Source organism: Streptomyces sp. NPDC031479, from assembly GCF_055581065.1.
Window position 1 is genome coordinate 1 of record NZ_JBVIKC010000047.1, and the last position, 26,595, is coordinate 26,595.

A 26,595-nucleotide genomic window follows, 5' to 3' on the forward strand; every position below is an offset into this window, starting at 1 on the left:
GTACGTCCAGTACGCGGGCTTCCGGTCGGCACGCCGAGAGCACGCACCGGACGCCGCTCCTTCCCCACGGACATCCGTCAGACACCCCCTAGCCCCGGACCCCGCACAGGTGCAGGAGCGCCGCCACCGACCGGTAGGGGTCGGTCCGTCCGGCACGTTCCTCGGCGGCGAGCAGCTCTTCGAGTTCCTCGTCCGGCGGGAGTTCCGCGCCGGCCTCGGTGCCGTCGGTGAAGACCCGTACGCCGTACCAGGTGGAGAGCGGCGCGCCGATGCCGGACAGGGTGGCCGTCAGATCGGCCAGCCGGTCGGCGCGCACGTCCAGACCGAGCCGGTTCGTGTAGTCGACGGTGTCGAAGGCCGCGAGCGCCCCGGACCAGTCCCCGGCCAGCCCCGGCCGCAGCGCGAGGGCGTCACCGTTGCGCACCAGCAGGGACAGCAGGCCGCCCGGAGCCAGCATGCGGGCCAGCCCGGCGAGCATCGCGTCGGCCTCGGGGACGTACATCAGCACCCCGTGGCACAGCACCACGTCGAAGCTGCCCGGCACGAAGTGGGCGCCCGTCTCGCGGCCGTCGCCCTCTAACAGCTGGACGCGGTCACGGATCCCGGCCGGCTCGGCGGCCAGCGCCGCGTGCGCGACCGCCAGCATGTCGGGGTCCTGCTCCAGGCCGGTGACCTTGTGGCCGGCGCGGGCGAGGCGCAGGGCCTGTGTGCCCTGGCCCATGCCGACGTCGAGGACGCGCAGCCGCTGCCCGACCGGGAAGCGGTGCGTGATCTGTTCCTCGACCTGCCGGCCCACCAGTTCCTGCCGGACCGCGTTGCGCAGTCCGCCCAGCCCTTCGAGCCAGAGCCGGGCCCCCTGTGCGAAGTCCTCGCTCAGGGCCGTTCCCCGCGCTTGACCTGCGGCTTGGGCAGGCGCAGCCGGCGCATCTGGAGGGTGCGCATCAGGCCGTACGCGATCGCGCCGCGGCGCGGCTCGTTCGCGAAGCGCTCGTTCAGCGCCTTGCGGAGGCGGAACGCGAGGCCGATGGAGTCGAGGATGATCAGGACGATCACGCCGAGCCACAGCATCAGCGAGATGTTCTGGATCTGGTTCACCCGGATCATGCTCATCACCAGGATGATCACTGCCAGCGGCAGGAACATCTCGGCGACCGAGAAGCGGGAGTCCACGAAGTCGCGGACGAAGCGGCGGACGGGACCCTTGTCACGGGCGGGCAGGTACCGCTCGTCGCCGTTGGCCAGCGCCTCGCGCTGCTTGGCCATCTCTTCCCGGCGGCGTTCACGGGCTCGCTTGGCGTCCTCCTTGCGGTTGCCGGTCGAGGCCACGACGGCCTTGCGCTGCGACTGGGCCACAGCACGCTTCGGCGTCGGGCGGCCCTTCGGGGCCTGCGGGTCACGGGGCTGCGAGAGGTCGGCGCTCGCCTTGTCGGCGGCGGCGGCCTTCTCTTCCTTGGAGGAGCGGCTACCAAACACAAAACCCAAGCGTACGTGGTCGGGGCCACGGGCCCCACCTCCGCGGGGAACGATCCGGCAACGGCGGGCGTCTTCCCAGTGCGGGGGTTCCGCCGGTCTCGGGGATCACCTACTCCTTACGCCTGACACGGCGCCGGGGTACTCGTCCTGGAGGAGGAGCGCATCCGTACTCGAACAGTGCGGTAATGGAGACAGGGCCCGTACTGTGGGTCCTGTCGGTGACCTGGAGCACAGTCCGTCTAGAAGGGGGCGCGCGAAGCCCATGAGCGGTGTCATGAAGCGTATGGGGATGATCTTCCGCGCGAAGGCGAACAAGGCCCTTGACCGGGCCGAGGACCCGCGCGAGACCCTCGACTACTCGTACCAGAAGCAGCTGGAGCTGCTGCAGAAGGTGCGCCGCGGGGTCGCCGACGTGGCGACCTCCCGCAAGCGCCTGGAGCTGCAGCTCAACCAGCTCCAGGGCCAGTCCGCCAAGCTGGAGGACCAGGGCCGCAAGGCCCTCGCCCTGGGCCGCGAGGACCTGGCGCGCGAGGCCCTGTCCCGCCGCGCCTCGCTCCAGCAGCAGGTCAGCGACCTGGAGGTGCAGCACCAGACCCTGCAGGGCGAGGAGGAGAAGCTGACGCTCGCCGCGCAGCGCCTGCAGGCCAAGGTGGACGCCTTCCGGACGAAGAAGGAGACCATCAAGGCCACCTACACGGCCGCGCAGGCGCAGACCCGCATCGCGGAGTCCTTCTCCGGCATCTCGGAGGAGATGAGCGACGTCGGCCTGGCCATCCAGCGGGCCGAGGACAAGACCGCCCAGCTCCAGGCCCGCGCCGGTGCGATCGACGAGCTGCTGGCCTCCGGCGCCCTCGACGACCAGAGCGGTCTCGGTTCCAAGGACGACATCCAGGCCGAGCTGGACCGCCTCTCCGGCGGCACGGACGTGGAGCTGGAGCTCCAGCGGATGAAGGCCGAGCTGACGGGCGGCCCGTCGGCGCAGCAGCAGGCCATCGAGGGCGGCGCCCCCGGCACGGGCCAGCCGTCGCAGACCCAGCACCGGTTCGACAAGCAGTAGGACAGGGGCCCGTCATGATTGTCCGCATCATGGGGGAGGGGCAGGCGAGGCTGGCCGACAGCCACTTCGCCGAGCTCAACGCGCTGGACGACGAGCTGCTCGCGGAGATGGAAGCGGGCGACGAGGAGGGCTTCCGGCGCACGCTGGGGTCGCTGCTCGACGCCGTCCGCCGGCTGGGAACGCCGCTCCCCGATGACGCGCTGGAGCCGTCCGAGCTGATCCTGCCCGCGCCCGACGCCTCGCTGGACGAGGTCAGGGAGATGCTCGGCGACGACGGCCTGATCCCGGGCTGACGCACCCGCCGCCCGCCGCACCCAGGTCACCCGGCGCGCGGGACACCGACGGCCACGGGGCCCGCACCCGCACTGCACGGGGGCGGGCCCTCCGTACGGGGCGGGCCCTTCCGTACGGGGCGGGTCCCTCGCCGTCAGTCCGGGGTGCCGCCGATGAACTCCTCGAACCTGCGGCGCGGCCGGGCCCAGCGCCGGTCGTGGTGAAAGGCCCGCAGTCCCGCCTTGGCCCGCGCGCGCGGGCGGTTCGCGTAGAACCTCTTCGCGTACGGGGACCCGGGCCGGGCCAGGCGCACCGCGCCGATCAGTGCCACGAAGGGGATCACCGTCCCGAACACCGCCGTGCGGGGCTTGCCCTTCCACAGGGCGACCAGGGCCAGGAAGAAGTTCATGGCGGTGTTCATGACCACGAGACCCCGGCTGTGCCGCTCGTCGGGGGTCAGTTCGTTGACCCCGAAGGGCAGGAAGCCGCCCAGCACCAGCGCGACCACCGCCGCCGTCAGCACCACGACCTCCACGCTCTTGCGGCCCTGCTCGCTCCAGTAGACGTCGTCGAGGTGCAGGATCAGCGCGAACTCGTCCAGTACCAGCCCGGCCCCGAGTCCGAAGAGCACGGCCGACAGGCCCGCGCCGAAACTGTGCTGGCCGCTGCCGACCGCCCCGAATCCGCCGATGATCACGAGGACCACCCCCGGGACCACGTGGTGGACGTGCAGCCCGCCCGGGGTGATGTTCTTGAAGGGCCCCCGGCCGGCCCGGATCAGCCGCGTGATCACCCGGGTGACCAGGAACGACAGCACGAAGGACAGCAGGGCGAGCAGGAGCGGCAGCTTGCCCGGCTCGACGATGTTCCGGTACCACCAGTGACCCACGACACCTGCTTCCCTTTTGGCGCGTATTGAGCAATTTACCGCCGACTCCGAAGGGGTTCCGAAGGGGTAGCGTTCGCGCCGATGACAGATTCGTTCGATGATCCACCACCGGCGCCGCCCTCCGAGCGCGCCTCCTTCCCGGACGGGCTCCGCTTCGCGTTCGGCACGCTGACCGTGCTGCCCGCGCGGATCACCCGCTGGGACCGGCCCGCCGCCCGCACCGGCATGGAGTGCGCGCCGCTGGCCGGCCTCGTCGTAGGCCTGCTCGCCGCCGTGCCCGGCAGCCTGCTGCTCCTCCTCGGGGGCGGCCCGCTGCTCGCCGCGGCCGTCACCGTAGCCGTCCCGGCCGCCCTGACCCGCGGGCTGCACCTCGACGGCCTCGCCGACACGGCGGACGGCCTGGGCAGCGCCAAGCCCGCCGAGGACGCCCTGCGGATCATGAAGCAGTCCGACATCGGCCCCTTCGGCGTCATCTCCCTGCTCATCGTGTTCCTGGTGCAGGTCGCCGCGCTGGCCGACCTCTACGCCGACGGCTGGGCCCACGGCGCACCCGCCGCCGTGCTCGCCGCCGTCACCGCCCGGCTCGCCATGACCCTGGCCTCCCGCGCAGGCGTCCCCGCCGCCCGGCCCGAGGGCCTGGGCGCGGCCGTCGCCGGCGTGGTCCCGCAGGGCGCCGCCGCCGCAGTCGCCGCCCTCGTCACGGCCGCCGCCGCGCTGGCCGCGCTCCCGCAGGGGCTGCCCGCCGCCGTCCAGTACGCCGCGGCCGTCGCAGCGGGCCTGCTCGCCGCCGACCTCCTGCTGCGCCGCTGCGTCCGCCGCTTCGGCGGGGTCACCGGGGACGTCTTCGGCGCCCTGTGCGAAGTGGCGGCGACCACCGCCCTGGTGACCCTCTCCCTCGGCTGAGCCCGCGCACCCGCCCGCGTACCCTCGGGGCATGGCCGAGACGGGGACCCAGACGCAGAGCGCCACCACGCCCATCAGGGTGCTGCTCGCCGACGACCAAGCGCTGCTGCGCAGCGCGTTCAAGGTGCTGGTCGACTCCGAAGCCGACATGGAGGTCGTCGGTGAGGCCGCCGACGGGGCACAGGCCTACGCCCTCGCGCGCGAGCGGCGGGCCGACGTCGTCCTCATGGACATCCGGATGCCCGGCACCGACGGACTCGCCGCCACCCGCCTGATCAGCGCCGACCCGGAGCTCTCCGGGGTCCGCGTCGTCATGCTGACCACCTTCGAGGTGGACGAGTACGTGGTCCAGGCGCTGCGTGCCGGGGCCTCCGGCTTCCTCGGCAAGGGCGCCGAACCCGACGAGCTGCTGAACGCCATCCGCGTCGCGGCGGCCGGCGAGGCACTGCTCTCGCCGGCGGCGACCAAGGGCCTCATCGCCAGCTTCCTCGCCCAGGGCGGCCACGCCGAGGTCCCCGCCACCGGCTCCGTCCACGCCGAACGGCTCGCCGCGCTGACCGTCCGCGAGCGCGAGGTCCTCGTCCTCGTCGCGGCCGGCCTCTCCAACGACGGCATCGCCGGGCGGCTGGAGGTCAGCCCGCTCACGGTCAAGACCCACGTCAACCGGGCCATGGCGAAGCTCGGCGCCCGCGACAGGGCGCAATTGGTGGTCATCGCGTACGAATCGGGCCTGGTCCGCCCGCGCTCCGACTGAGCGGACGGGGTCCGCAGTACGGCGGACCACCGCGGAGTACTGCGGACGCGGTATGCCGCGCATAAGGACGGGACCTGGGGGCGACGCAACGGCGCTCCGGCGTGGGCGAGGCTGGGACGCCCCCACCCGCGTCCGGCAGAGAGATCCCACACCCATGTCCTGGCTGTCCCGCTTCAGCCTTGCCCAGAGAGCGCTGATCGGCCTCGTGTCGATCGTCGCGCTGCTCTTCGGCGTCATAGCCATCCCGCAGCTCAAGCAGCAGTTGCTGCCCTCCATCGAACTGCCGATGGTCTCCGTGCTCGCGCCGTACCAGGGCGCCTCGCCCGACGTGGTGGAGAAGCAGGTCATCGAGCCCATCGAGGCCACCCTCAAGGGCGTCGACGGCATCACCGGCATCACCTCCACCGCCAGCGAGGGCAACGCCCTCATCCGGGCCACCTTCGACTACGGCGACAGCGGCACCAAGCAGCTCGTCGCCGACGTCCAGCAGGCCGTCAACCGGGCCCGCGTCCGGCTGCCCGCCGAGGTGGACCCGCAGGTGGTCGCCGGCTCCACCGACGACATCCCCACCGTCGTCCTCGCCGTCACCTCGGACAAGGACCAGCAGGCCCTCGCCGACCAGCTGAACAAGTCCGTCGTCCCGGTCCTGGAGGACATCGACGGCGTCGGCCAGGTCAGCGTGGACGGCGTCCGTGACCTCCAGGTCACCGTCACGCCCGACGAGGCGAAGCTCGCCGCGGCCGGCCTCGACGGGACGAAGCTCGCCGAAGGCCTCAAGGCCGGCGGCGCCACCGTCCCCGCCGGCTCCTTCGACGAGGGCGGCAAGAACCGCACCGTCCGCGTCGGCTCCGGATACACCTCCCTCGCCCAGCTGGAGGACCTCCGGCTGACCCCGGGCCCCGGCAAGCCGGCCGTCCGCCTCGCCGACGTGGCCGCGGTCGAGCAGGAGCCCGCCGCGGGCGACTCGATCACCCGCACCAACGGCAAGCCCAGCCTCGCCCTCGTCCTCACCATGGACAAGGACGGCAGCGCCGTCGCCATCTCCGACGCCGTCAAGGACAAGCTCCCGGAGCTGCGTTCCACCCTCGGTTCCGGCGCCGCGCTGACCGTCGTCAGCGACCAGGGCCCGGCGGTCGCCCGGTCCATCTCCGGCCTGACCACCGAGGGGCTCCTGGGTCTGGCCTTCGCGGTCATCGTGATCCTGGTCTTCCTGGCGTCGATCCGCTCGACCCTGGTCACCGCGGTCTCCATCCCGCTGTCCGTGGTCCTCGCCCTGATCGTGCTGTGGACCCGCGACCTGTCGCTCAACATGCTGACGCTGGGCGCGCTCACCATCGCCATCGGCCGCGTCGTCGACGACTCGATCGTGGTCCTGGAGAACATCAAGCGCCACCTCGGCTACGGCGAGGAGCGCGAGGCCGCGATCATCACCGCGGTGCGCGAGGTGGCGGGCGCGGTGACCTCGTCCACGCTCACCACCGTCGCCGTCTTCCTGCCGATCGGCCTGGTCGGCGGCATGATCGGCGAGCTGTTCGGTTCCTTCTCGCTCACGGTGACCGCCTCGCTGCTGGCCTCGCTGCTGGTGTCGTTGACGGTCGTCCCGGTGCTGTCGTACTGGTTCCTGCGCGCCCCCAAGGGCGTCTCGTCGGCGGACGCCGAGAGCGCCGCGAAGGCCCGCCGCGAGGCCGAGGAGAAGGAGGCGAAGAGCCGCCTCCAGCGCTTCTACGTCAAGGTCCTGGGCTTCGCCACCCGGCGCCGCCTGACCAGCGTGACCATCGCGGTCGTCGTCCTGGTCGCCACCTTCGCCATGACCCCGCTGCTGAAGACCAACTTCTTCGACCAGGGCGAGCAGGACGTCCTGACGGTCAAGCAGGAACTCGCCCCCGGCACCTCGCTGGCCGCCTCCGACGAGGCCGCCCGCAAGGTGGAGAAGGCCCTCGGCTCCGTGGACGGGGTCAAGGACTACCAGGTCACCGTCGGCTCCTCCGGCTTCCTCGCGGCCTTCGGCGGCGGTACGGGCACCAACCAGGCCTCCTACCAGGTCACCCTGAAGGACTCCGGCGACTCCGAGGCCGTCAAGGGGCGGATCCAGGACGCCCTGGGGAAGCTGGACGGCATCGGCGACACCTCCATCTCGGCGGGCGGCGGCTTCGGCAGCCAGAACCTGAGCGTGGTCGTCAAGGCCGGTGACGCGGGCGTCCTGGCCAAGGCCGCCGAGCAGGTCCGCGCCGAGGTGGCCACCCTGAAGGACGTCACCGACGTCCAGAGCGACCTGGCCCAGTCGGTGCCCCGCATCGCCGTCACCGCCACCCCCAAGACCGCCGAGGCCGGCCTGAACCAGGCCGCGCTGGGCGCCGTCGTCGCCCAGGCCGTCCGGGGCAACCCGGTGGCCAAGGCCGTACTGGACGACACCGAGCGGGACATCGTGGTCCGCTCCGCCCACCGGGCCACCACCCTGGCCGAACTCCAGGCCCTGCCGGTCGGCCCGGCCAAGCTCGGTGACATCGCCGACGTCAAGGTCGTCCCCGGCCCGGTCGCCATGACCCGGATCGACGGCGCCCGCGCCGCCACCATCACCGCCAAGCCGGTCGGCGACAACACCGGCGCGGTCAGCGCCGCACTCCAGACCAAGATCAAGGCCCTGGACCTGCCGGCCGGCGCCACCGCCGCCATCGGCGGCGTCTCCCAGGACCAGGACAAGGCCTTCGGTTCGCTCGGCCTGGCCATGTTCGCCGCCATCGCCATCGTGTTCATGCTGCTGGTGGCGACCTTCCGCTCACTGGTCCAGCCGTTGATCCTGCTGGTCTCCATCCCCTTCGCCGCCACCGGCGCGCTGGGCCTGCTGATCGCCACCGGCACCCCGATGGGTGTCCCGGCGATGATCGGCATGCTGATGCTGATCGGCATCGTGGTGACCAACGCGATCGTCCTGATCGACCTGGTCAACCAGTACCGGGCCCAGGGACTGGGCGTCGTCGAGGCGGTCATCGAGGGAGGCCGTCACCGTCTGCGGCCGATCCTGATGACGGCCCTGGCGACGATCTTCGCCCTGCTCCCGATGGCGCTGGGCGTCACCGGCGAGGGCGGCTTCATCTCGCAGCCGCTCGCGGTCGTGGTGATCGGTGGCCTGGTCAGCTCGACGCTGCTGACCCTGCTGCTGGTGCCGACCCTCTACACGATGGTCGAGCTCCGCAAGGAACGCCGCCGCGCGAAGAAGCGGGCCCGCCTGACGGTGGTCCCGCCCCAGCCGGCGGAAGAGACCCCGGTCAAGGTCTGACCGCCCGCCGCCCCGACAGGGCCCCGGCCCCCGCACCGCGCGGGGCCGGGGCCCTCAGCCGAGGTAGAGCTGGTAGCAGCCGCCCTGGCTCCTGCCGGGGACGTCCGTGCGGAAGTCGTAGTAGCGGTTGCCGCGCGACACCCTCTTGATCGCCTCCGCGTTGAGCAGGAGGCAGAACGAGCGCTCGATCGGCGCGTGGGTGCTCGCCCGCCGGAGGGTCAGTGTTCCGTCGTAGCGCCCGGGTGTGAGCTGCCAGCCGAGCGTGCTGAACTGCAGGGCGGGTCGCTGGGGCTGGGTCTGGCTGACGATGAAGGGTGCGGGATCCGACTCGAACTCCCACCAGATGGTGATGTCGTCGTAGGACTTGGGGTCGTGGGAGGCCGTGAACCTGACGTTGTCCTCCCAGAAGAACTTCGGCTCCGGGCCGCCGTGCGTGGCGCGGAGCGCCAGCCGTACATCGGTGATGATCTCCGCGTCCTCGGTGCTGAACCGGGTGTAGACGGCGGGCTGGAGGAAGACGGAGGTCTTCTCCCCGTCCCGCCACAGTTTGAGCGTCAGTGGCAGGGTGACCACAGGGCGCGGATCCTCCTGCAGCTGGGCGAAGTTGTAGCCGGAGAAGGCCAAGGCGACGAGCGAGGCGAAGCTGGCGATCCAGGTGTGCCCCGTGCGGAGGTGCTGTTTCACGAGATCGACCATGGTTCCCAGGGTGGACCGGCGTGCCGCCCGCAGCCCGCCCGCCTGGGCCGCCTGGAGGAACGCGGAAGGGGGCGCCCGGCAGCAGCCGGGCGCCCCCTTCCGTACCCACCGTTACGGCAGCGCCAGCATCCGCTCCAGCGCGAGCTTCGCGAAGCTCTCCGTCTCCTTGTCGACCTGGATCCGGTTGACCAGGTTGCCCTCGGCCAGGGACTCCAGGGTCCACACCAGGTGCGGGAGGTCGATGCGGTTCATCGTCGAGCAGAAGCAGACCGTCTTGTCGAGGAAGACGACCTCCTTGTCCTCCGCCGCGAAACGATTCGCCAGCCGCTGGACCAGGTTCAGCTCGGTGCCGATGGCCCACTTGGAGCCGGCCGGGGCCGCCTCCAGCGCCTTGATGATGTACTCCGTCGAGCCGACGTAGTCCGCGGCCGCCACGACCTCGTGCTTGCACTCGGGGTGGACCAGCACGTTCACGCCCGGGATCCGCTCGCGCACGTCGTTGACCGAGTCGACCGAGAACCGGCCGTGCACCGAGCAGTGGCCGCGCCACAGGATCATCTTCGCGTTCCGCAGCTGCTCGGCCGTCAGGCCGCCGTTCGGCTTGTGCGGGTTGTAGAGCACGCAGTCGTCCAGGGACATGCCCATGTCGCGCACGGCGGTGTTGCGGCCCAGGTGCTGGTCGGGGAGGAAGAGCACCTTCTCGCCCTGCTCGAAGGCCCACTCCAGGGCCTTCTTCGCGTTGGACGACGTACAGATCGTGCCGCCGTGCTTGCCGGTGAAGGCCTTGATGTCGGCGGAGGAGTTCATGTACGAGACGGGGACGGTCGTACCGGCGATCCCGGCCTCGGTCAGCACGTCCCAGCACTCGGCGACCTGTTCGGCGGTGGCCATGTCGGCCATCGAGCAGCCGGCCGCCAGGTCGGGCAGCACGACCTTCTGGTCGTCCGAGGTCAGGATGTCCGCGGACTCGGCCATGAAGTGCACGCCGCAGAAGACGATGTACTCGGCCTCCGGCTTGGCCGCGGCGTCCTTGGCCAGCTTGAAGGAGTCACCGGTGACGTCGGCGAACTCGATGACCTCGTCGCGCTGGTAGTGGTGGCCGAGGATGAAGACCTTGTCCCCGAGCTTCTCCTTGGCCGCGCGAGCGCGGGCCACCAGGTCCGGGTCGGACGGCGAGGGCAGGTCGCCGGGGCATTCCACCCCGCGCTCGCTCTTGGGGTCGGCCTCACGGCCGAGCAGCAGCAGGGCAAGGGGCGTCGGCTGGACGTCCAAAGGCTGGGCGGTGGTCACGACACGCACCCTTTCTGTTCTGCGACAAGGGACTTCTGGGACTGCGGGAGTGGCGTCTTCACGACTTCTCGTCTATTTGACGCTATCTATCATAACCGCTTCACGTCACTTTGACGATGCCGATAGTGTCGATGTGACGCATTCGCCCGGCCGGGTGCGGCCCGCTCCACCGGTCCTCTTCGCGGGGTCCACCGCTCCGCCCGGATGTGCGAGCATGAATATCTGAAACAAGGCGTCGGCCCCGGAATGAATCCGCGGTCCCGCTGGTTGCCATCCACGGCAAGAGTCCGACGTTTCCCCAGCCGCACCGGCGGGGAGCCGCCCACTTCGGGAGTGAATGCAGATGTCCGTACAGGACGACAAGACCACCGTGAGCGACGGCATCCTCCTGTCCGACGCCGCCGCCGAGAAGGTCAGGACCCTGCTGGAGCAGGAAGGCCGCGATGACCTGGCGCTCCGCGTCGCCGTCCAGCCCGGTGGCTGCTCCGGCCTGCGCTACCAGCTCTTCTTCGACGAGCGGTCCCTCGACGGCGACGTCGTCAAGGACTTCGACGGCGTCAAGGTCGTCACCGACCGGATGAGCTCCCCGTACCTGCACGGCGCCTCGATCGACTTCGTCGACACCATCGAGAAGCAGGGCTTCACGATCGACAACCCGAACGCCACCGGCTCCTGCGCCTGCGGCGACTCGTTCAGCTGAACCCGGCTGACCCCGTACGACGAGGGCCCGGGCACCGGTCGCAGCGACCGGTGCCCGGGCCCTCGGGCGTTCCCGCTACCGCCTCACTGGCGGGGGAGCGTCTTGCCCGTCGTCGCGTCGACCACCTTCCGGTCGCCGAGCGGCTCGCGGAGCGTGGCCGACACGGTCATCTCCTGCGCCAGCATGATGCAGGCCCGCCCCTGCGGGTCCGGCGTCTCGGTGACCTTCACCAGCACCGACCCGGCCTCCTCCCGCGCGTCCAGGGCGTACGTGCTGCACGCCCCGCCCCAGAAGTTCACCGTCAGCTTCCGGTCGGCCTGCGCGTACGAGAACGCGGGCGCGGTCCTGTCCTGCGGGGGCACCGGGGCGCCGCCGCCGTCCTTGCCCGCCGGGGAGGCCACCGTGCGGCCCGCGGCGCCGTCCTTGCCGGCCACCTCGAACAGCCACGCCGGCACCAGGCCCCGTCCGCCGTCGACCGTCCCCGGGGCCAGCCCGAGCACGGCCCCCCGTACGGTCTCGGTCCGCGGGGGCTTCATCGGACGCGGCTCCGGGTTGCAGGGCAGGGTGTCCGTCGCACCCGTCGGCGTGTCCGGGGTCAACGGCACGGAGGTCGCGCAGCCGCTCGGGCCCGGCCCCGTGCCGTCGCCGCCCTTGCCGGCCGCGTTGAGCCGGGCCAGCGCCTCGTCGGCGCCGACCACCGGCTGCTCACCCGTGCGGACCGGGGCCTTGAGCTCGCCGCTGCCCGCCACCACCTTGGCGTCGGAGCCCACGCTCACGCGGGTGGACCAGCCCGTGGTGGGCAGCCCGCCCACCACCGGGTCGGCGCTCACCACCCGTACGGAACCCTGGAGCAGACGGGCGTCCTGCTTGGCGTCGCCCTGACCGGCGGCGGCCAGCACCGGGGCCGCGGCCGCCCTGGCCGCCTCCTCCGACACCGGTCCCGCCCCCGCGTCCGACCCGGCGACCGCGGACCCCTCCGCGGGACCCTGGGGGAGGGTGGCCGGGCCGCAGGTGTCCTTGCCGCGCACGCAGTCGTCCCCGGCGCCGCCGCCGTTCGTGGCGCCGCCCTGGAAGCGGGAGAAGCTCCACGTCCCGGGAGCCTTGCGGGTCACCGTGAGCCGGGGCCCCGAACCGTCGGCGGTCTCCCCGGCCTGCCACTGCTCGCCGTTCAGGCGCGGCGCGCCGGAGATCCCGAGGGCCTGGGCGAGCCGGGCCACCTCGTCGGAGGAGACCTCGCCGGACGCCGCGAAGGACGGCGCCCCGCCCGCCGGGGCCTGCGGCAGCTGCCCCTCGGCCCGGTAGGTGACCCCGGCGCCGGACGGATCCGGCTCCCCGGGCGCGATGCCGGGCCGGGACGGGGACCCCGTCGGGCGGGGCGCGATGGCCGCGCTGTCACTCGTACGGGTTCCGCTGCCCGAGGCGTCTCCGTAGGCCGTGGACGCCCAGTACGCCGTACCACCGCCTGCCAGCAGGACGGCGGCGGCGATCGAGCCGATGGCCCAGGCCGGCCGCCGTCGTGTGGCGCGTGATGTGTCGGGTTGTTCGCTGGTCACCGCATCGCTCCTTCGCGTGTCCCGCCGTACGTGATGCGGGTGTGACGCGGCGGCCGCGAAACCGGTTCCCTCCCGGGGGCCCTCAGTCCCCGTAGGCGGCGGTGGAGGCGATCAGCCGGGCCGAGGCGGGCGGGACGCTGATGCCGTGGATCTGCGAGGGCGCGACGCGGACCGGGCGCGGCTCGTGCGGAACGGGCCAGTGCGGTGCCATCCGGGCGCAGTCGCCCAGCAGCCGGGCGAAGCCGGGGCGGGCGCCGGCGGTGGGTTCTGCGTACCCGAAGCCATCGGTATAGGTCATGGGGGCACGGTAGGCACGCCAAAGCGGGCGAAGGAAGTCCTACTACGGGGTAGTTTCGACGGGTCGGCCCACTGCCGTGGACCGGGTAGTTTTGACTGTCCCCTCGCCGTCCTCCGCAGGAGCATCCACGCCGTGCGCATCGCAGTCACCGGCTCCATCGCCACCGACCACCTCATGACCTTCCCGGGCCGCTTCGCCGACCAGTTCGTCGCCGACCAGCTCCACACGGTCTCCCTCTCCTTCCTCGTCGACAACCTCGACGTACGGCGGGGCGGTGTCGGCCCGAACATCTGCTTCGGCATGGGGCAGCTGGGAAGCCGCCCGATCCTGGTCGGCGCCGCCGGCTCGGACTTCGACGAGTACCGCGCCTGGCTGGACCGCCACGGGGTCGACACCGAGTCGGTGCGGATCTCCGAGGTGCTGCACACCGCGCGCTTCGTCTGCACCACGGACTCCGACCACAACCAGATCGGCTCCTTCTACACGGGCGCGATGAGCGAGGCCCGCCAGATCGAGCTGAAGGCCGTCGCCGACCGGGTGGGCGGGCTGGACCTCGTCCTCATCGGTGCCGACGACCCCGAGGCGATGCTCCGCCACACGGAGGAGTGCCGGACGCGGGGGATCCCCTTCGCCGCCGACTTCTCGCAGCAGATCGCGCGGATGGACGGCGAGAACATCCGCACCCTGATGGAGGGTGCGACGTACCTCTTCTCGAACGAGTACGAGAAGGGGCTCATCGAGTCGAAGTCCGGCTGGACCGACGCGGAGATCCTCGCCAAGGTCGGCACCCGCGTCACCACGCTGGGCGCGCAGGGCGTTCGGATCGAGCGGGCCGGGCAGGAGCCGGTCGTCGTCGGCTGCCCGGAGGAGACCGCGAAGGTCGACCCCACCGGTGTCGGCGACGCGTTCCGCGCGGGGTTCCTGACGGGGCTCGGCTGGGGCGTCGGGCTGGAGCGGGCGGCGCAGCTGGGCTGCATGCTCGCGACGCTGGTCATCGAGACCCTCGGCACCCAGGAGTACACGCTGGCGCGCGCGCACTTCATGGAGCGCTTCACGAAGGCCTACGGCGAAGCGGCGGCCGCGGAGGTCCGCGCCCACCTTCCCGCCTGACGCGTCGCCCGCCCGGGGCGGCGACGGGGGGCTCCCCGTCTCCGCCCCGGGGCCCGCACCGTCCTCGGGGCGGTCCGGCGGGCGGCCGGGTCAGGCGGTGCGGCGGACCGTGTAGGCCGTGCCGGCGGGACGGGGGGACTCGCCGAGGTAGGCGTGCCCCCGCATCGCGCACCACGCCGGGATGTCCAGCCGGGCCACCTCGTCGTCCGACAGGACGGTGACGGTGCCGCCCACCGGGACCCGCCCGATGGCGCGGGCGAGCTCGATCACCGGCTGCGGGCAGCGCAGGCCGAGGGCGTCGAGTTCCAGGGACTCCGCCACCGGGGCGACGGAAGCCGGTTCGCCCGCGCCCAGCTTCTCGCGGATCCCGGCCACCGCCCCCGGCAGCACCTCCAGGAAACCGTTGACCTCGTCCGCCGAGGTCCCCATCGGCAGGGACACCCGTACGTTTCCCTCCGACAGCACTCCCATCGCCCGCAGCACGTGACTGGGGGTCAGGGTGGAGCTGGTGCAGGAGGACCCGGAGGAGACCGAGTACCCGGCGCGGTCCAGCTCGTGGAGCAGGGTCTCGCCGTCCACGTACAGGCAGGAGAAGGTCACCAGGTGCGGGAGCCGGCGCTCGGCGTCGCCCACCACCTCCACGTCCGGCACCAGCCGGGCCACCCGGCGCCGGATCCGGTCGACCAGCACCCGCAGCCGTGCCGCCTCCGCCTCGGCCTCGGCCCGTACCGCCCGCAGGGAGGCGGCCGCCGCGACGATCGCGGGGAGGTTGGCGAAGCCGGGGGAGCGGCCCGACTCCCTTTCGTCGGCGGGGCCTTGGGGTGCGAAGCGGACCCCCTTGCGGACGGCGAGCAGCCCGACCCCGGGCGGCCCGCCCCACTTGTGGGCGCTCGCCGCGAGGAGCGACCAGGCGCCGTCCACCCGGCCCCACCCCAGGGACTGCGCCGCGTCCACGAGCAGCGGCACCCCGGCGGCCGCGCAGACCTCGGCGACCTCCGCCACCGGCTGGACCGTGCCCACCTCGTGGTTGGCCGACTGGAGGCAGGCCAGAGCGGTGCCGGAGCCGAGGGCGGCCGCGTACCCGTCGGGCGAGACGGCGCCCAGCCGGTCGACCGGAACCTCCGTCACCGTGCCCCCGGCGGCCGCGTGCGCGTCCGCCGCGTGCAGTACAGAACTGTGTTCGACCGCCGATACGACCAGATGACCGCCGACGCGCCGGCGCCCCGCCAGGGCTCCCGCCACCCCCGTGTGAACCGCGTGCGTCCCCGATGGAGTGAACACGAGCTCGTCGGCCCGGCATCCCACGGCATCGGCCGCCGCCTCCCGCGCCGCGTCCAGCAGCAGCCGGGCGCGCCGCCCCTCCCGGTACAGCCGGGCCGGATCCGCCCAGCCCTCGTCGAGGGCGGCCTGCAGCGCCTGACGGGCCACGGGGTGCAGCGGGGCGGCGGACGCGGTGTCGAAGTAGGGCATCCGGCCACGCTAACCGGAGGCCTCGGACGGCAGGGGTCAGGGGCCGTCAGATGTCGTCCGGAGCCCGCCATTCAGGGCCGGATGGCCCGTCCCCCGTACGGCGGATCCATCCCTTCGGGGGCAGTAGCGGCGCGTTGGGCACCCTCCCCGCGCGACCCCAAATAGCGTCCAGTAGGGTTTGGTCCGCATAAACATCCAAACCCCTGCCTGCGTCAGGGCCGGCGACCGACCCGAACACGGCCGCGGCCGGCCGCGCGGGCCGAGACTCTCGGGAAGGCGCTACGTGAGTCCCTACGGCTCCGACCGCTCGCCGCGGCGCCCGATGCGGCGGAAGCTGCTGCAGGCGCTGACTGCGGGCGTGGTCCTGGCGACCGCCACTGGTTGCTCGTACAACTGGCAAGACTTCCCCCGCCTCGGAATGCCCTATCCGGTCACGGAGGAGGCGCCTCGCATCCTGTCCCTGTGGCAGGGGTCGTGGGCAGCTGCTCTCATCACGGGCATCCTGGTGTGGGGCCTGATCATCTGGAGCATCATCTTCCACCGGCGCAGCCGGACGAAGATCGAGGTCCCCGCGCAGACCCGGTACAACATGCCCATCGAGGCGCTGTACACCGTGGTCCCGCTCATCATCGTCTCGGTGCTCTTCTACTTCACCGCGCGTGACGAGTCGAAGCTGCTCGCCCTCACCAAGCCGGCCCACACGATCAACGTGGTCGGCTTCCAGTGGAGCTGGGGCTTCAACTACGTCGAGAACGTCGACGGCGATGCGGCCACCCCGAAGGCGGGCGAGGTCCCCAAGGAGATCGCCACCATTCCGGACCGCTTCACCAAGGACTTCCCCAAGGGCGCCGAAGGCGTCTACGAGAAGGGCGTCCCCGGCGACCGGAACCCGGAGACCAACAACCCGGGACCGACCCTCTACCTCCCCAAGGGCGAGAAGGTCCGCTTCATCCTGTCGTCGAACGACGTCATCCACTCCTTCTGGGTGGTGCCCTTCCTGTTCAAGCAGGACGTCATCCCCGGCCACACCAACGTCTTCGAGGTGACCCCTTCGCAGGAGGGCATCTTCATGGGCAAGTGCGCCGAGCTCTGCGGTGTCGACCACTCCCGGATGCTCTTCAACGTGAAGGTCGTCTCGCCGGAGGAGTACCGGGCGCACCTGAAGCTGCTGGCGGAGAAGGGGCAGACCGGCTTCCTCCCGGCCGGCATCAAGCAGACTGACCCGGCCCGGAATGCGGAAGTGAACAAACTGTGAGCATCCTCAACGAATCCCAGGGTGCCGCCGCCGACTCGTATGAGAACGAGCTGCCGGTGCGGCGCAAGCAGCCGGGCAACGTGGTCGTGAAGTGGCTGACCACGACCGACCACAAGACCATCGGCACGATGTACCTGGTCACGTCGTTCGTGTTCTTCATCATCGGCGGGATCATGGCGCTGTTCATGCGCGCCGAGCTGGCCCGTCCGGGCACGCAGATCATGTCGAACGAACAGTTCAACCAGGCCTTCACCATGCATGGCACGATCATGCTGCTGATGTTCGCCACCCCGCTGTTCGCCGGCTTCGCGAACTGGATCATGCCGCTGCAGATCGGCGCGCCCGACGTGGCGTTCCCGCGGCTGAACATGTTCGCGTACTGGCTGTACCTCTTCGGCTCGTCCATCGCGGTGGCCGGCTTCGTCACCCCCTCGGGTGCGGCCGACTTCGGCTGGTTCGCCTACTCCCCGCTGTCGGACGCCGTCCGCTCGCCGGGCATCGGCGCCGACATGTGGATCATGGGTCTGGCCTTCTCCGGCTTCGGCACGATCCTCGGCTCGGTCAACTTCATCACCACGATCATCTGCATGCGCGCTCCCGGCATGACGATGTTCCGCATGCCGATCTTCACCTGGAACGTGCTGCTGACCGGTGTCCTGGTCCTGCTCGCCTTCCCGGTGCTGGCCGCCGCGCTGTTCGCGCTGGAGGCCGACCGCAAGTTCGGTGCGCACGTGTTCGACGCGGCCAACGGCGGCGCCTTGCTGTGGCAACACCTCTTCTGGTTCTTCGGGCACCCAGAGGTGTACATCATCGCGCTACCGTTCTTCGGGATCATTTCCGAGGTCATCCCGGTCTTCTCCCGCAAGCCGATGTTCGGTTACATCGGTCTGATCGCGGCGACGATCTCGATCGCCGGCCTCTCGGTGACCGTGTGGGCCCACCACATGTACGTGACCGGCGGCGTGCTCCTTCCGTTCTTCTCGTTCATGACCTTCCTGATCGCGGTACCGACCGGTGTGAAGTTCTTCAACTGGATCGGCACCATGTGGAAGGGCTCGCTGTCCTTCGAGACCCCGATGCTCTGGGCCATCGGCTTCCTGATCACCTTCACGTTCGGTGGTCTGACCGGTGTCATCCTGGCCTCGCCCCCGATGGACTTCCACGTCTCCGACTCGTACTTCGTCGTCGCGCACTTCCACTACGTCATCTTCGGCACCGTGGTCTTCGCGATGTTCTCCGGCTTCCACTTCTGGTGGCCGAAGTTCACGGGCAAGATGCTGGACGAGCGCCTCGGCAAGATCACCTTCTGGACGCTGTTCGTCGGCTTCCACGGCACCTTCCTGGTCCAGCACTGGCTGGGTGTCGAGGGCATGCCGCGTCGTTACGCGGACTACCTCGCCGCCGACGGCTTCACGACGCTGAACACGATCTCCACGATCAGCTCGTTCCTGCTCGGCCTGTCGATGCTGCCCTTCATGTACAACGTCTGGAAGACGGCGAAGTACGGGAAGAAGATCGAGGTCGACGACCCGTGGGGCTACGGCCGTTCGCTGGAGTGGGCGACCTCCTGCCCGCCGCCGCGGCACAACTTCCTCACCCTGCCGCGGATCCGTTCCGAATCCCCGGCGTTCGACCTGCACCACCCGGAGATCGCGGCCCTCGACCACCTCGAGGACCACAGCGCCGGCACCAAGGCCGTCACCGGTGGCAAGGAGGCCGGCAAGTGAAGATCCAGGGCAAGATGTTCCTCTGGCTCGCCGCCTTCATCCTGATCATGACCGTCGTGTACGGCGTCTGGTCGAAGGAGCCGGTCGGAACCACCGCTCTCGCGCTGGCCTTCGGCCTGAGCGCCATGATCGGCTACTACCTGGCCTTCACGGCCAAGCGCGTGGACGAGATGGCCCAGGACAACCTGGAGGCCGAGGTCGCCGACGAGGCGGGCGAGCTGGGGTTCTTCTCCCCGCACAGCTGGCAGCCGCTCTCGCTGGCCGTCGGCGGCGCCTTCGCCTTCATGGGCGTCATCTTCGGCTGGTGGCTGATGTACTTCTCGGCGCCGCTGATCCTGATCGGTCTGTGGGGCTGGGTGTACGAGTACTACCGCGGTGAGAACGCGAACCAGTAGTTCGCGGCCGTACAGCAGGACCTGAGGGGCCCGGACACCTTTTCGGAGGAGTCCGGGCCCCTCGTTTGCAGTCACCCCGCGCGCCGTAATTGTCATATCTTCATAGCGTTGGTCGCATGAACCACTCACCGCGTCTTTGGACGGTACTCAGCTGCTCCCTGCTGGTCGCGTCCCTCGGGGCCGGCGCCACCGCATGCGGGTCCGGCGAGAAGAACCCGCTGTCTGTCCGCCCGTACGACGCGGGCGAGCACGTCGCCTTCAACCAGGCCACCGGCGGCCGCCCCGCCGACCCCGACAAGCCGCTCGAAGTCACCGTCAAGGGCACGACCGCGCGCATCACCGACGTGACGGCGGTGGACACCCACGGACGGCGCCTGGCGGGTGAACTCTCCGCCAAGGGCGACCGCTGGCACAGCACCGTCCCCATGGCCGCGGGCGTGCGCTACACGGTCACCGTGAGCACGGAGGACGAACGCGGCGCTCCAGGGCAGCGCACGCTGGCTTTCGACACCACCCCGGCCAAGAAGGTCCTCAAGGTCGAATTCGGCCCGGACGAGGGCAAGTACGGCGTCGGACAGCCCATCACGGCCGAACTCAACGAGCCGGTCAAGGACAAGGCCGCCCGCGCCATCATCGAACGGGCCCTGGTCGTCGACACGCCGGACAACGTCGAGGGCGCCTGGTACTGGGTGGACGACAAGAACCTGCACTACCGCCCGAAGGACTACTGGCCCGCCAACTCCACCGTCTCCGTGCAGAGCAACCTGGAGGGCGTCAGGATCTCCGACGAGCTCCACGGGGCCGCCTCCAAGCCGCTGAAGCTGGAGATCGGGGACCGGGTGGAGGTCACCACGGACGCCTCCTCGCACTACCTCACGTTCAAGCGCAACGGAGAAGTGATCAACACCATTCCGGTGACCACCGGAAAGCCCGGCTTCTCCACCCGCAACGGGGTCAAGGTGGTACTGGGCAAGCAGTACTTCGTCCAGATGCGCGGCGACACCGTCGGCATCGGCGGCAGCGAGTACTACAACCTGCCCGTCTACTACGCCACCCGGGTGACGTGGAGCGGCGAGTACGTCCACGCCGCGCCGTGGTCGGTCGGCTCCCAGGGCTACGAGAACGTCAGCCACGGGTGCACCGGCATGAGCACCGGCAACGCCGCCTGGTTCTACGAGAACATCACCGAGGGCGACATCGTCCGTGTGATCAACAGCATCGGCGACGACATGGACACCTTCGGGAACGGCTACGGCGACTGGAACATGGACTGGAAGGACTGGCGCGAGGGAAGCGCCCTCCTGAAGGGTACCCAGGAGGGCCGCAGCCCCATGGACCAAGCCCGCCTCAGGCCCCAGGTCTGAGCCCCACGGCCGGCTGGGCCGAAGGGGCCGCCGACGCGGGCGGCCCCGGAGGCGAAGCCGGCCGGAGAACCGCTCAGGCGGCGCTGGAGTTCAGCCGGGTCCGCAACACGCCCGCCAGGGCCTCCGGGAACTCGACCGGGTCCACCGGAAGGGTGACGGCGGCGTCCGCGCGGCTCCAGGTGGCCAGCCAGGCGTCCTGGGGGCGCCCCATCAGCAGCAGCACCGGGGGACACCGGAAGATCTCGTCCTTGATCTGCCGGCACACACCCATGCCCCCGGCGGGGACGGCCTCCCCGTCCAGCACACAGGCGTCGATGCCGCCCGCGTCCAGCTCCTTGAGGACCGCCGGAAGCGTCGCGCACTCCAGGAACTCCACCGGCGGCAGGTCGGCCGCCGGCCTGCGCCCGGCCGCCAGCCGCACCTGCTCCCGGGTGCCCGCGTCGTCGCTGTAGACCAGAACCCGCGCAGTCGCCCGCATTTCGTTCCTCCACGTGTCACGTGAATCACGTTGATGTTGCGCGGGATGCTACTCCGTCCGACCGGCCGTCAACATCGGTTCCGACAGCCCCGCGCAAGACGCCGGGAGGGGGATCTGATGGGCCGTTCGGGCCTTGCACACGCCCCTGACACTCCGAACGGCACCCCCCGGGGTGAGGGCGGGATAAGCGACCGACATAATGTCGGTCGTGGCGACAGCAACGACAGTAGATACCGGGCACGCGCACCCGACGGTCAACCGGCCGAACCTCGTCAGCGTCGGAACCATCATCTGGTTGAGTTCCGAGCTGATGTTCTTCGCGGCCCTCTTCGCGATGTACTTCACCCTGCGATCCGTGACAGGCGCCGAGTACTGGACAGAACAGGCCTCGGCCTTGAATCTGCCCTTCTCGGCGACGAACACAACGATCCTGGTGCTCTCCTCGCTCACCTGCCAGCTCGGCGTATTCGCCGCCGAGCGCGGTGACGTGAAGAAGCTCCGGACGTGGTTCATCATCACGTTCGTCATGGGTGCGATCTTCATTGGCGGCCAGGTGTTCGAGTACACCGAGCTGGTCAAGCACGAGGGCTTGTCTCTCTCGTCAGGCCCGTACGGCTCGGTCTTCTACCTGACCACCGGCTTCCACGGTCTGCACGTGACGGGCGGTCTCATCGCCTTCCTGCTGGTCCTCGGCCGGACGTACGCGGCCAAGAGGTTCACCCACGAACAGGCCACGTCGGCCATCGTCGTGTCCTACTACTGGCACTTCGTCGATGTCGTCTGGATCGGCCTCTTCGCCACGATCTACCTGATCAAGTAGCGAACACGTCGCTGGGCACCGCCCCGGCACTCCATCCAGAAACACCGACGCAGAAGATCCTGACACCGGGGTAATCCGTGAAAAAGCTCTCCGCACGACGACGCCATCCGCTGGCGGCGGTCGTCGTTCTACTCTTCGCGCTGGCGGTCACGGGGGGGCTGTACGCCGCCTTCGCGCCCGCGGGCAAGGCGCAGGCCGATGAAACCGCCCAGTCCCTCGCCATCGAGGAGGGCCAGAAGCTCTACGCCGTGGGCTGCGCAAGCTGCCACGGAACCGGCGGTCAGGGTTCCACTGACGGCCCCAGCCTGGTCGGCGTCGGCTCCGCGGCCGTCGACTTCCAGGTGAGCACGGGCCGCATGCCCGCCCAGCAGCCCGGCGCCCAGGTGCCGAGGAAGCCGGCCATCTACTCCCAGGCCCAGATCGACCAGCTCGCCGCGTACGTCGCGTCGCTCGGTGCCGGCCCGATCACGCCCACCGAGAAGCAGTACGACCCGGCCGGTGCCGACATCGCCAACGGTGGTGTGCTCTTCCGCAACAACTGCGCGCAGTGCCACAACTTCACCGGCGAGGGCGGCGCCCTGACGCTCGGCAAGTACGCCCCGAACCTGGACGGCGTCGAGCCGAAGCACATCTACGAGGCCATGCTCACCGGCCCGCAGAACATGCCCTCCTTCCCCGACAACACCATGCCGGAGAAGCAGAAGAAGGACATCATCGCGTACCTCCAGAACGTCAACGGCGAGAAGTCGACCAGCCCCGGTGGCCTCAAGCTCGGCGGCCTCGGCCCCGTCTCCGAGGGTCTGTTCGGCTGGATCTTCGGTCTGGGTGCGCTGATCGCTGTCGCCGTCTGGGTCGCGGCCCACACCGCTAAGGCCAAGAAGTCATGAGTAGCCAAGACATTCCCGAAGAGAAGCACCTGCCGAGCGAGCAGGGCGACGCGCACCACGGTGGCGTAGCGGTCGCGGACGATCCGTTCGCCGACCCGGGCCTTCCGGTCCACAAGCCGCGCATCCAGGACATCGACGAGCGGGCCGCCAAGCGGTCCGAGCGCACGGTCGCGATGCTGTTCACGCTGTCGATGCTGGCCACGATCGGCTTCATCGTCGCGTACGTGACCCTCCCGGTCGACAAGATCGTCTTCATCTTCCCGATCGGGAAGGTGAGCGCGCTGAACTTCGCGCTCGGTCTGACCCTGGGCACGGCCCTCTTCTGCATCGGCGCGGGCGCGGTCCACTGGGCCCGCACCCTGATGTCCGATGTCGAGGTCGCCGACGACCGCCACGAGATCGCGGCCCCGGCCGAGGTCAAGGCGAAGGTCCTCCAGGACTTCGCCGACGGTGCGAACGAGTCCGGCATCGCCCGCCGCCCGCTGATCCGCAACACCCTGATCGGCGCGATGGCCATGGTGCCGCTCGCCGGCGTCATGCTGCTGCGCGACCTGGGCCCGCTGCCCGAGGTCAAGCTGCGCAAGACCGTGTGGGCCAAGGGCAAGCTGCTGATCAACGACAACACGAACGAGCCGCTGCGTCCCGAGGACGTGCTCGTCGGTTCGCTGACCTTCGCCCGGCCGGAAGGCCTGGAGGAGGAGCAGCACGACTTCCAGACGCAGATCGCCAAGGCCGCCCTGATGATCGTCCGCATCAAGCCGGAGGACATCAAGGACAAGCAGGAGCTGGAGTGGTCCCACGAGGGCATCGTGGCCTACTCCAAGATCTGCACCCACGTCGGCTGCCCGATCAGCCTGTACGAGCAGCAGACGCATCACGTGCTCTGCCCGTGCCACCAGTCCACCTTCGACCTCTCCGACGGCGCCCGAGTCATCTTCGGCCCGGCCGGTCACGCGCTTCCGCAGCTGCGGATCGGCGTCAATGACGAAGGCTTCCTCGAAGCGCACGGCGACTTCGAAGAGCCCGTCGGTCCTGCTTTCTGGGAGCGCGGATGAGCACTGCCACCGAATCCAACACGGCGCGCAAAGCGCCGGCCGGCGAGCGCGTAGCGGACTGGGCGGACGGCCGCCTGGGCATCTACAGCCTGGCCAAGTCCAACATGCGCAAGATCTTCCCGGACCACTGGTCCTTCATGCTGGGTGAGATCTGCCTCTACAGCTTCATCATCATCATCCTCACGGGTGTGTACCTGACGCTGTTCTTCCACCCGAGCATGAACGAGGTCGTGTACCACGGCTCGTACGTGCCGATGCAGGGTGTCCAGATGTCCGAGGCCTTCGCCTCGACCCTGAACATCAGCTTCGAGGTCCGCGGCGGTCTGCTCATCCGGCAGATCCACCACTGGGCGGCGCTGATCTTCGTCGCGGCCATGCTCGTGCACATGATGCGCGTGTTCTTCACGGGTGCCTTCCGCAAGCCGCGCGAGGTCAACTGGGTCTTCGGCTTCCTGCTGCTGGTCCTCGGCATGTTCACCGGTTTCACTGGTTACTCCCTGCCGGACGACCTGCTCTCCGGCACCGGTGTCCGCTTCATGGAGGGCGCGATCCTGTCCGTGCCGGTCGTCGGCACGTACCTGTCGTTCTTCCTCTTCGGCGGCGAGTTCCCCGGCGGCGACTTCGTCGCACGGTTCTACTCGATCCACATCCTGCTGCTGCCCGGCATCATGATGGGCCTGCTGGTGGCCCACCTGATCCTGGTCTTCTACCACAAGCACACCCAGTTCGCGGGTCCCGGCAAGACGAACAACAACGTCGTCGGCATGCCGCTGCTGCCGGTCTACATGGCCAAGGCCGGAGGCTTCTTCTTCCTGGTCTTCGGTGTCATCGCGGCCATCGCGGCGCTCGCGTCGATCAACCCGATCTGGGCGCTCGGCCCGTACCGCCCGGACCACGTGTCCACCGGTGCGCAGCCCGACTGGTACATGGGCTTCTCCGAGGGCCTCATCCGTGCCATGCCGGGCTGGGAGATCAACCTCTGGGGCCACACGCTGGTCCTGGGCGTGTTCATCCCGCTGGTGATCTTCCCGCTGGTCCTCGCCGCGATCGCGGTGTACCCGTTCATCGAGGCCTGGGTCACCAAGGACAAGGGCGAGCACCACATCCTGGACCGCCCGCGCAACGTCCCGACCCGTACGGCGTTCGGTGTCGCCTGGCTCACCTGGTACGTGATCCTGCTGATCGCCGGTGGCAACGACATGTTCGCGCAGTACTTCCACCTGTCGATCAACTCGATCACGTGGTTCGCGCGGATCGGCTTCTTCGTGGGCCCGGTCATCGCCTTCGTGATCACCAAGCGGATCTGCCTCGGCCTCCAGCGCCGGGACCACGACAAGGTGCTGCACGGTCGCGAGACCGGCATCATCAAGCGCCTGCCGCACGGTGAGTTCGTCGAGGTCCACGAGCCGCTCTCGCAGGGCAAGCTGCACACCCTCACCTCGCACACGCAGTACGAGCCGATCGAGGTCGGCCCGACGGTCGACGAGAACGGCGTCGAGCGCAAGGTGAAGGCGGGCGAGAAGCTCCGCGCGAAGCTCAGCAAGGGCTTCTACGGGGAGAACACCCACATTCCGAAGCCCACGGTGGAGGAGTACAAGGAGATCCAGAGCGGCCACGGCCACCACTGATCTCCGGTATGACAGCTTGAGGGATCGGTTTCGGCCAATCCTGGTGTCGCCACGGTGAGAGCCCCGTCCAGTGACTGGACGGGGCTCTTCGCCGTCTCCCGGGCTGGATAGGCTGAGATCCTTCCCATTCGACGTGGAACTTTTCCGAGCAGCAGGAGCGGACCATGAACGTTGCGACCCCGGCAGGCGGCGACAGCGTGGCGGCCCGTGGCTGGCCGGGCCTCCTCGACGCCCTCCTGACCGGCCGGGACCTCACCACGGACGACACCGCCTGGGCGATGGACCGGATCATGCGGGGCGAGGCCACGGACGCGCAGATCGCCGGTTTCATGGTGGCGCTCCGGGCCAAGGGGGAGACGGTGGCGGAGATCAACGGCATGGTGCGTGCCATGTACGATCACGCCAATCTGATCGAGGTACCGGGCCGGACGGTGGACATCGTCGGCACCGGCGGGGACGGGACCAAGACCGTCAACATCTCCACGATGTCGGCGCTCGTGGTGGCCGGCACCGGCGCGAAGGTGGTCAAGCACGGCAACCGGGCCGCGTCCTCCGCGAGCGGCTCCTCGGACGTGCTGGAGAAGCTCGGCGTCAACCTCAACCTCACCCCGGCCCGGGTCGTGGAGGTCGCCGAGGAGGCCGGCATCACCTTCTGCTTCGCGGTGAAGTTCCACCCCGCGCTGCGGCACGTGGCGGCGGCCCGCAAGGAGCTGGGCATCCGGACCACCTTCAACTTCCTCGGCCCGCTGACCAACCCGGCGAAGGTCCGCGCACAGGCCACGGGCGTGGCCGACGCCCGGGTCGCCCCCATCGTGGCCGGGGTGCTCGCGGAGCGCGGCTCCTCGGCGCTGGTCTTCCGGGGCGACGACGGCATGGACGAGCTCACCACGACGGCCACCTCCCGGGTGTGGTGGGTCCGTGACGGCGCGGTCACCGAGCAGACGTTCGACCCGCGTGACATCGGGATCCCGATCGTGGACGTCTCCGCGCTCCGCGGCGAGGACGCCTCCTACAACGCGGACGTCGCCCGCCGGCTGCTGGCCGGAGAGCGGGGCCCCGTGCGCGAGGCCGTCCTGCTGAACTCGGCGGCGGCCCTGGTGGCGCTGGACCCGGGCAGCGGGTCCCTGGAGGAGCAGCTGTCGGCCGGCGTCGCGCGGGCGGCCGAGTCGATCGACTCGGGCGCGGCCCGGGCGGCCCTGGAACGCTGGGCCGCCGCCAGCAACGCCTAGGCGCTGCGGCGCGG

General features: G+C 70.2%; 25 protein-coding genes. 16 read left to right on the top strand and 9 right to left on the bottom strand.

Features of this window, described 5'->3' with window-relative positions:
* Positions 1–88: 88 nt before the first annotated feature.
* Both ACZ5D2_RS33765 and ACZ5D2_RS33770 read right to left on the bottom strand, forming a co-directional pair.
* Positions 89–796 carry a class I SAM-dependent methyltransferase gene (locus tag ACZ5D2_RS33765; protein ID WP_371678859.1) on the bottom strand — a complete coding sequence of 236 codons (708 nt, stop codon included), beginning with the start codon at positions 794–796 and terminating at the stop codon, positions 89–91.
* 77 nt (positions 797–873) lie between these two features.
* On the bottom strand, positions 874–1,482 hold the full coding sequence (locus ACZ5D2_RS33770; RefSeq protein WP_371678860.1) for a DUF3043 domain-containing protein: 609 nt from the start codon (positions 1,480–1,482) through the stop codon (positions 874–876).
* 253 nt (positions 1,483–1,735) lie between these two features.
* On the opposite strand from ACZ5D2_RS33770, the gene ACZ5D2_RS33775 reads away from it, so the two are divergent.
* Entirely contained in the window at positions 1,736–2,530 is a 795-nt protein-coding gene (locus ACZ5D2_RS33775) for a PspA/IM30 family protein (RefSeq protein WP_371678861.1), read from the top strand.
* A gap of 14 nt (positions 2,531–2,544) precedes the next feature.
* Positions 2,545–2,823, top strand: coding sequence for a PspA-associated protein PspAA (pspAA, locus tag ACZ5D2_RS33780; protein WP_266838643.1), 279 nt, complete (start codon positions 2,545–2,547; stop codon positions 2,821–2,823).
* Positions 2,824–2,957: 134 nt separating this feature from the next.
* Here pspAA and ACZ5D2_RS33785 read toward each other — a convergent pair whose 3' ends face one another.
* Entirely contained in the window at positions 2,958–3,692 is a 735-nt protein-coding gene (locus tag ACZ5D2_RS33785; RefSeq protein ID WP_371678862.1) for a hypothetical protein, read from the bottom strand.
* 81 nt (positions 3,693–3,773) lie between these two features.
* Here ACZ5D2_RS33785 and cobS point away from each other — a divergent pair, with 81 nt between their 5' ends.
* From cobS to ACZ5D2_RS33800, 3 genes are all read left to right on the top strand, one after another.
* A complete protein-coding gene (cobS, locus tag ACZ5D2_RS33790; RefSeq protein ID WP_371678863.1) occupies positions 3,774–4,595 on the top strand; it encodes an adenosylcobinamide-GDP ribazoletransferase in 822 nt (273 codons plus the stop codon).
* A 31-nt stretch (positions 4,596–4,626) separates the two neighbouring features.
* Positions 4,627–5,349, top strand: a complete 723-nt coding sequence (locus ACZ5D2_RS33795) for a response regulator (RefSeq protein WP_371678864.1) — start codon at positions 4,627–4,629, stop codon at positions 5,347–5,349.
* Positions 5,350–5,503: 154 nt separating this feature from the next.
* Positions 5,504–8,626 (top strand): efflux RND transporter permease subunit, encoded by a 3,123-nt coding sequence (locus ACZ5D2_RS33800; RefSeq protein ID WP_371678865.1) that lies wholly within the window; start codon positions 5,504–5,506, stop codon positions 8,624–8,626.
* A gap of 54 nt (positions 8,627–8,680) precedes the next feature.
* Here ACZ5D2_RS33800 and ACZ5D2_RS33805 read toward each other — a convergent pair whose 3' ends face one another.
* Together ACZ5D2_RS33805 and nadA are read right to left on the bottom strand one after the other, a co-directional pair.
* Positions 8,681–9,322 (bottom strand): hypothetical protein, encoded by a 642-nt coding sequence (locus ACZ5D2_RS33805; protein WP_371678866.1) that lies wholly within the window; start codon positions 9,320–9,322, stop codon positions 8,681–8,683.
* Between the two features lie 111 nt (positions 9,323–9,433).
* Positions 9,434–10,621, bottom strand: coding sequence for a quinolinate synthase NadA (gene nadA / locus ACZ5D2_RS33810; RefSeq protein WP_371678867.1), 1,188 nt, complete (start codon positions 10,619–10,621; stop codon positions 9,434–9,436).
* Positions 10,622–10,955: 334 nt separating this feature from the next.
* Here nadA and erpA point away from each other — a divergent pair, with 334 nt between their 5' ends.
* Complete coding sequence (erpA, locus tag ACZ5D2_RS33815; protein ID WP_030010511.1) at positions 10,956–11,312, top strand: iron-sulfur cluster insertion protein ErpA; 357 nt, start codon at positions 10,956–10,958, stop codon at positions 11,310–11,312.
* 83 nt (positions 11,313–11,395) lie between these two features.
* Here the strand turns inward: erpA and ACZ5D2_RS33820 are convergent, their stop codons facing one another.
* Positions 11,396–12,865, bottom strand: coding sequence for a hypothetical protein (locus ACZ5D2_RS33820; protein ID WP_371678868.1), 1,470 nt, complete (start codon positions 12,863–12,865; stop codon positions 11,396–11,398).
* Positions 12,866–12,947: 82 nt separating this feature from the next.
* Complete coding sequence (locus tag ACZ5D2_RS33825) at positions 12,948–13,163, bottom strand: hypothetical protein (protein ID WP_371678869.1); 216 nt, start codon at positions 13,161–13,163, stop codon at positions 12,948–12,950.
* Positions 13,164–13,295: 132 nt separating this feature from the next.
* On the opposite strand from ACZ5D2_RS33825, the gene ACZ5D2_RS33830 reads away from it, so the two are divergent.
* A complete protein-coding gene (locus tag ACZ5D2_RS33830; protein WP_371678870.1) occupies positions 13,296–14,273 on the top strand; it encodes a carbohydrate kinase family protein in 978 nt (325 codons plus the stop codon).
* A 90-nt stretch (positions 14,274–14,363) separates the two neighbouring features.
* On the opposite strand, the gene ACZ5D2_RS33835 is transcribed toward ACZ5D2_RS33830, so the two are convergent.
* On the bottom strand, positions 14,364–15,743 hold the full coding sequence (locus tag ACZ5D2_RS33835) for an aminotransferase class V-fold PLP-dependent enzyme (RefSeq protein ID WP_468934774.1): 1,380 nt from the start codon (positions 15,741–15,743) through the stop codon (positions 14,364–14,366).
* 283 nt (positions 15,744–16,026) lie between these two features.
* On the opposite strand from ACZ5D2_RS33835, the gene ctaC reads away from it, so the two are divergent.
* The 4 genes from ctaC to ACZ5D2_RS33855 all read left to right on the top strand — a co-directional run bounded on the left by ctaC (position 16,027) and on the right by ACZ5D2_RS33855 (position 20,484).
* Positions 16,027–16,998, top strand: a complete 972-nt coding sequence (gene ctaC / locus ACZ5D2_RS33840) for an aa3-type cytochrome oxidase subunit II (RefSeq protein WP_371678872.1) — start codon at positions 16,027–16,029, stop codon at positions 16,996–16,998.
* Positions 16,995–18,725, top strand: a complete 1,731-nt coding sequence (gene ctaD, locus ACZ5D2_RS33845) for an aa3-type cytochrome oxidase subunit I (RefSeq protein ID WP_030233181.1) — start codon at positions 16,995–16,997, stop codon at positions 18,723–18,725. The genes ctaC and ctaD overlap by 4 nt, the downstream gene beginning before the upstream one ends.
* Positions 18,722–19,120 (top strand): cytochrome c oxidase subunit 4, encoded by a 399-nt coding sequence (locus ACZ5D2_RS33850; RefSeq protein ID WP_030233183.1) that lies wholly within the window; start codon positions 18,722–18,724, stop codon positions 19,118–19,120. Before ctaD ends, ACZ5D2_RS33850 begins: the two co-directional genes overlap by 4 nt.
* 116 nt (positions 19,121–19,236) lie before the next feature.
* The gene (locus ACZ5D2_RS33855) at positions 19,237–20,484 is read left to right on the top strand and encodes a L,D-transpeptidase (protein WP_371678874.1); all 1,248 of its coding nucleotides are present in this window, start codon (positions 19,237–19,239) and stop codon (positions 20,482–20,484) included.
* Between the two features lie 73 nt (positions 20,485–20,557).
* On the opposite strand, the gene ACZ5D2_RS33860 is transcribed toward ACZ5D2_RS33855, so the two are convergent.
* Positions 20,558–20,962, bottom strand: a complete 405-nt coding sequence (locus tag ACZ5D2_RS33860) for a hypothetical protein (RefSeq protein ID WP_371678875.1) — start codon at positions 20,960–20,962, stop codon at positions 20,558–20,560.
* A 199-nt stretch (positions 20,963–21,161) separates the two neighbouring features.
* On the opposite strand from ACZ5D2_RS33860, the gene ctaE reads away from it, so the two are divergent.
* The 5 genes from ctaE to trpD all read left to right on the top strand — a co-directional run bounded on the left by ctaE (position 21,162) and on the right by trpD (position 26,581).
* Positions 21,162–21,782, top strand: a complete 621-nt coding sequence (gene ctaE, locus ACZ5D2_RS33865; RefSeq protein WP_030233195.1) for an aa3-type cytochrome oxidase subunit III — start codon at positions 21,162–21,164, stop codon at positions 21,780–21,782.
* A 77-nt stretch (positions 21,783–21,859) separates the two neighbouring features.
* Positions 21,860–22,669: a cytochrome bc1 complex diheme cytochrome c subunit gene (gene qcrC, locus ACZ5D2_RS33870; RefSeq protein ID WP_468934782.1), complete on the top strand. Its 810-nt coding sequence runs from the start codon at positions 21,860–21,862 to the stop codon at positions 22,667–22,669.
* Positions 22,666–23,724 (top strand): cytochrome bc1 complex Rieske iron-sulfur subunit, encoded by a 1,059-nt coding sequence (qcrA, locus tag ACZ5D2_RS33875; protein WP_468934785.1) that lies wholly within the window; start codon positions 22,666–22,668, stop codon positions 23,722–23,724. The genes qcrC and qcrA overlap by 4 nt, the downstream gene beginning before the upstream one ends.
* The gene (qcrB, locus tag ACZ5D2_RS33880) at positions 23,721–25,352 is read left to right on the top strand and encodes a cytochrome bc1 complex cytochrome b subunit (protein WP_371678878.1); all 1,632 of its coding nucleotides are present in this window, start codon (positions 23,721–23,723) and stop codon (positions 25,350–25,352) included. The genes qcrA and qcrB overlap by 4 nt, the downstream gene beginning before the upstream one ends.
* Positions 25,353–25,516: 164 nt before the next feature.
* The gene (trpD, locus tag ACZ5D2_RS33885; RefSeq protein WP_371678879.1) at positions 25,517–26,581 is read left to right on the top strand and encodes an anthranilate phosphoribosyltransferase; all 1,065 of its coding nucleotides are present in this window, start codon (positions 25,517–25,519) and stop codon (positions 26,579–26,581) included.
* Positions 26,582–26,595: the final 14 nt, after the last annotated feature.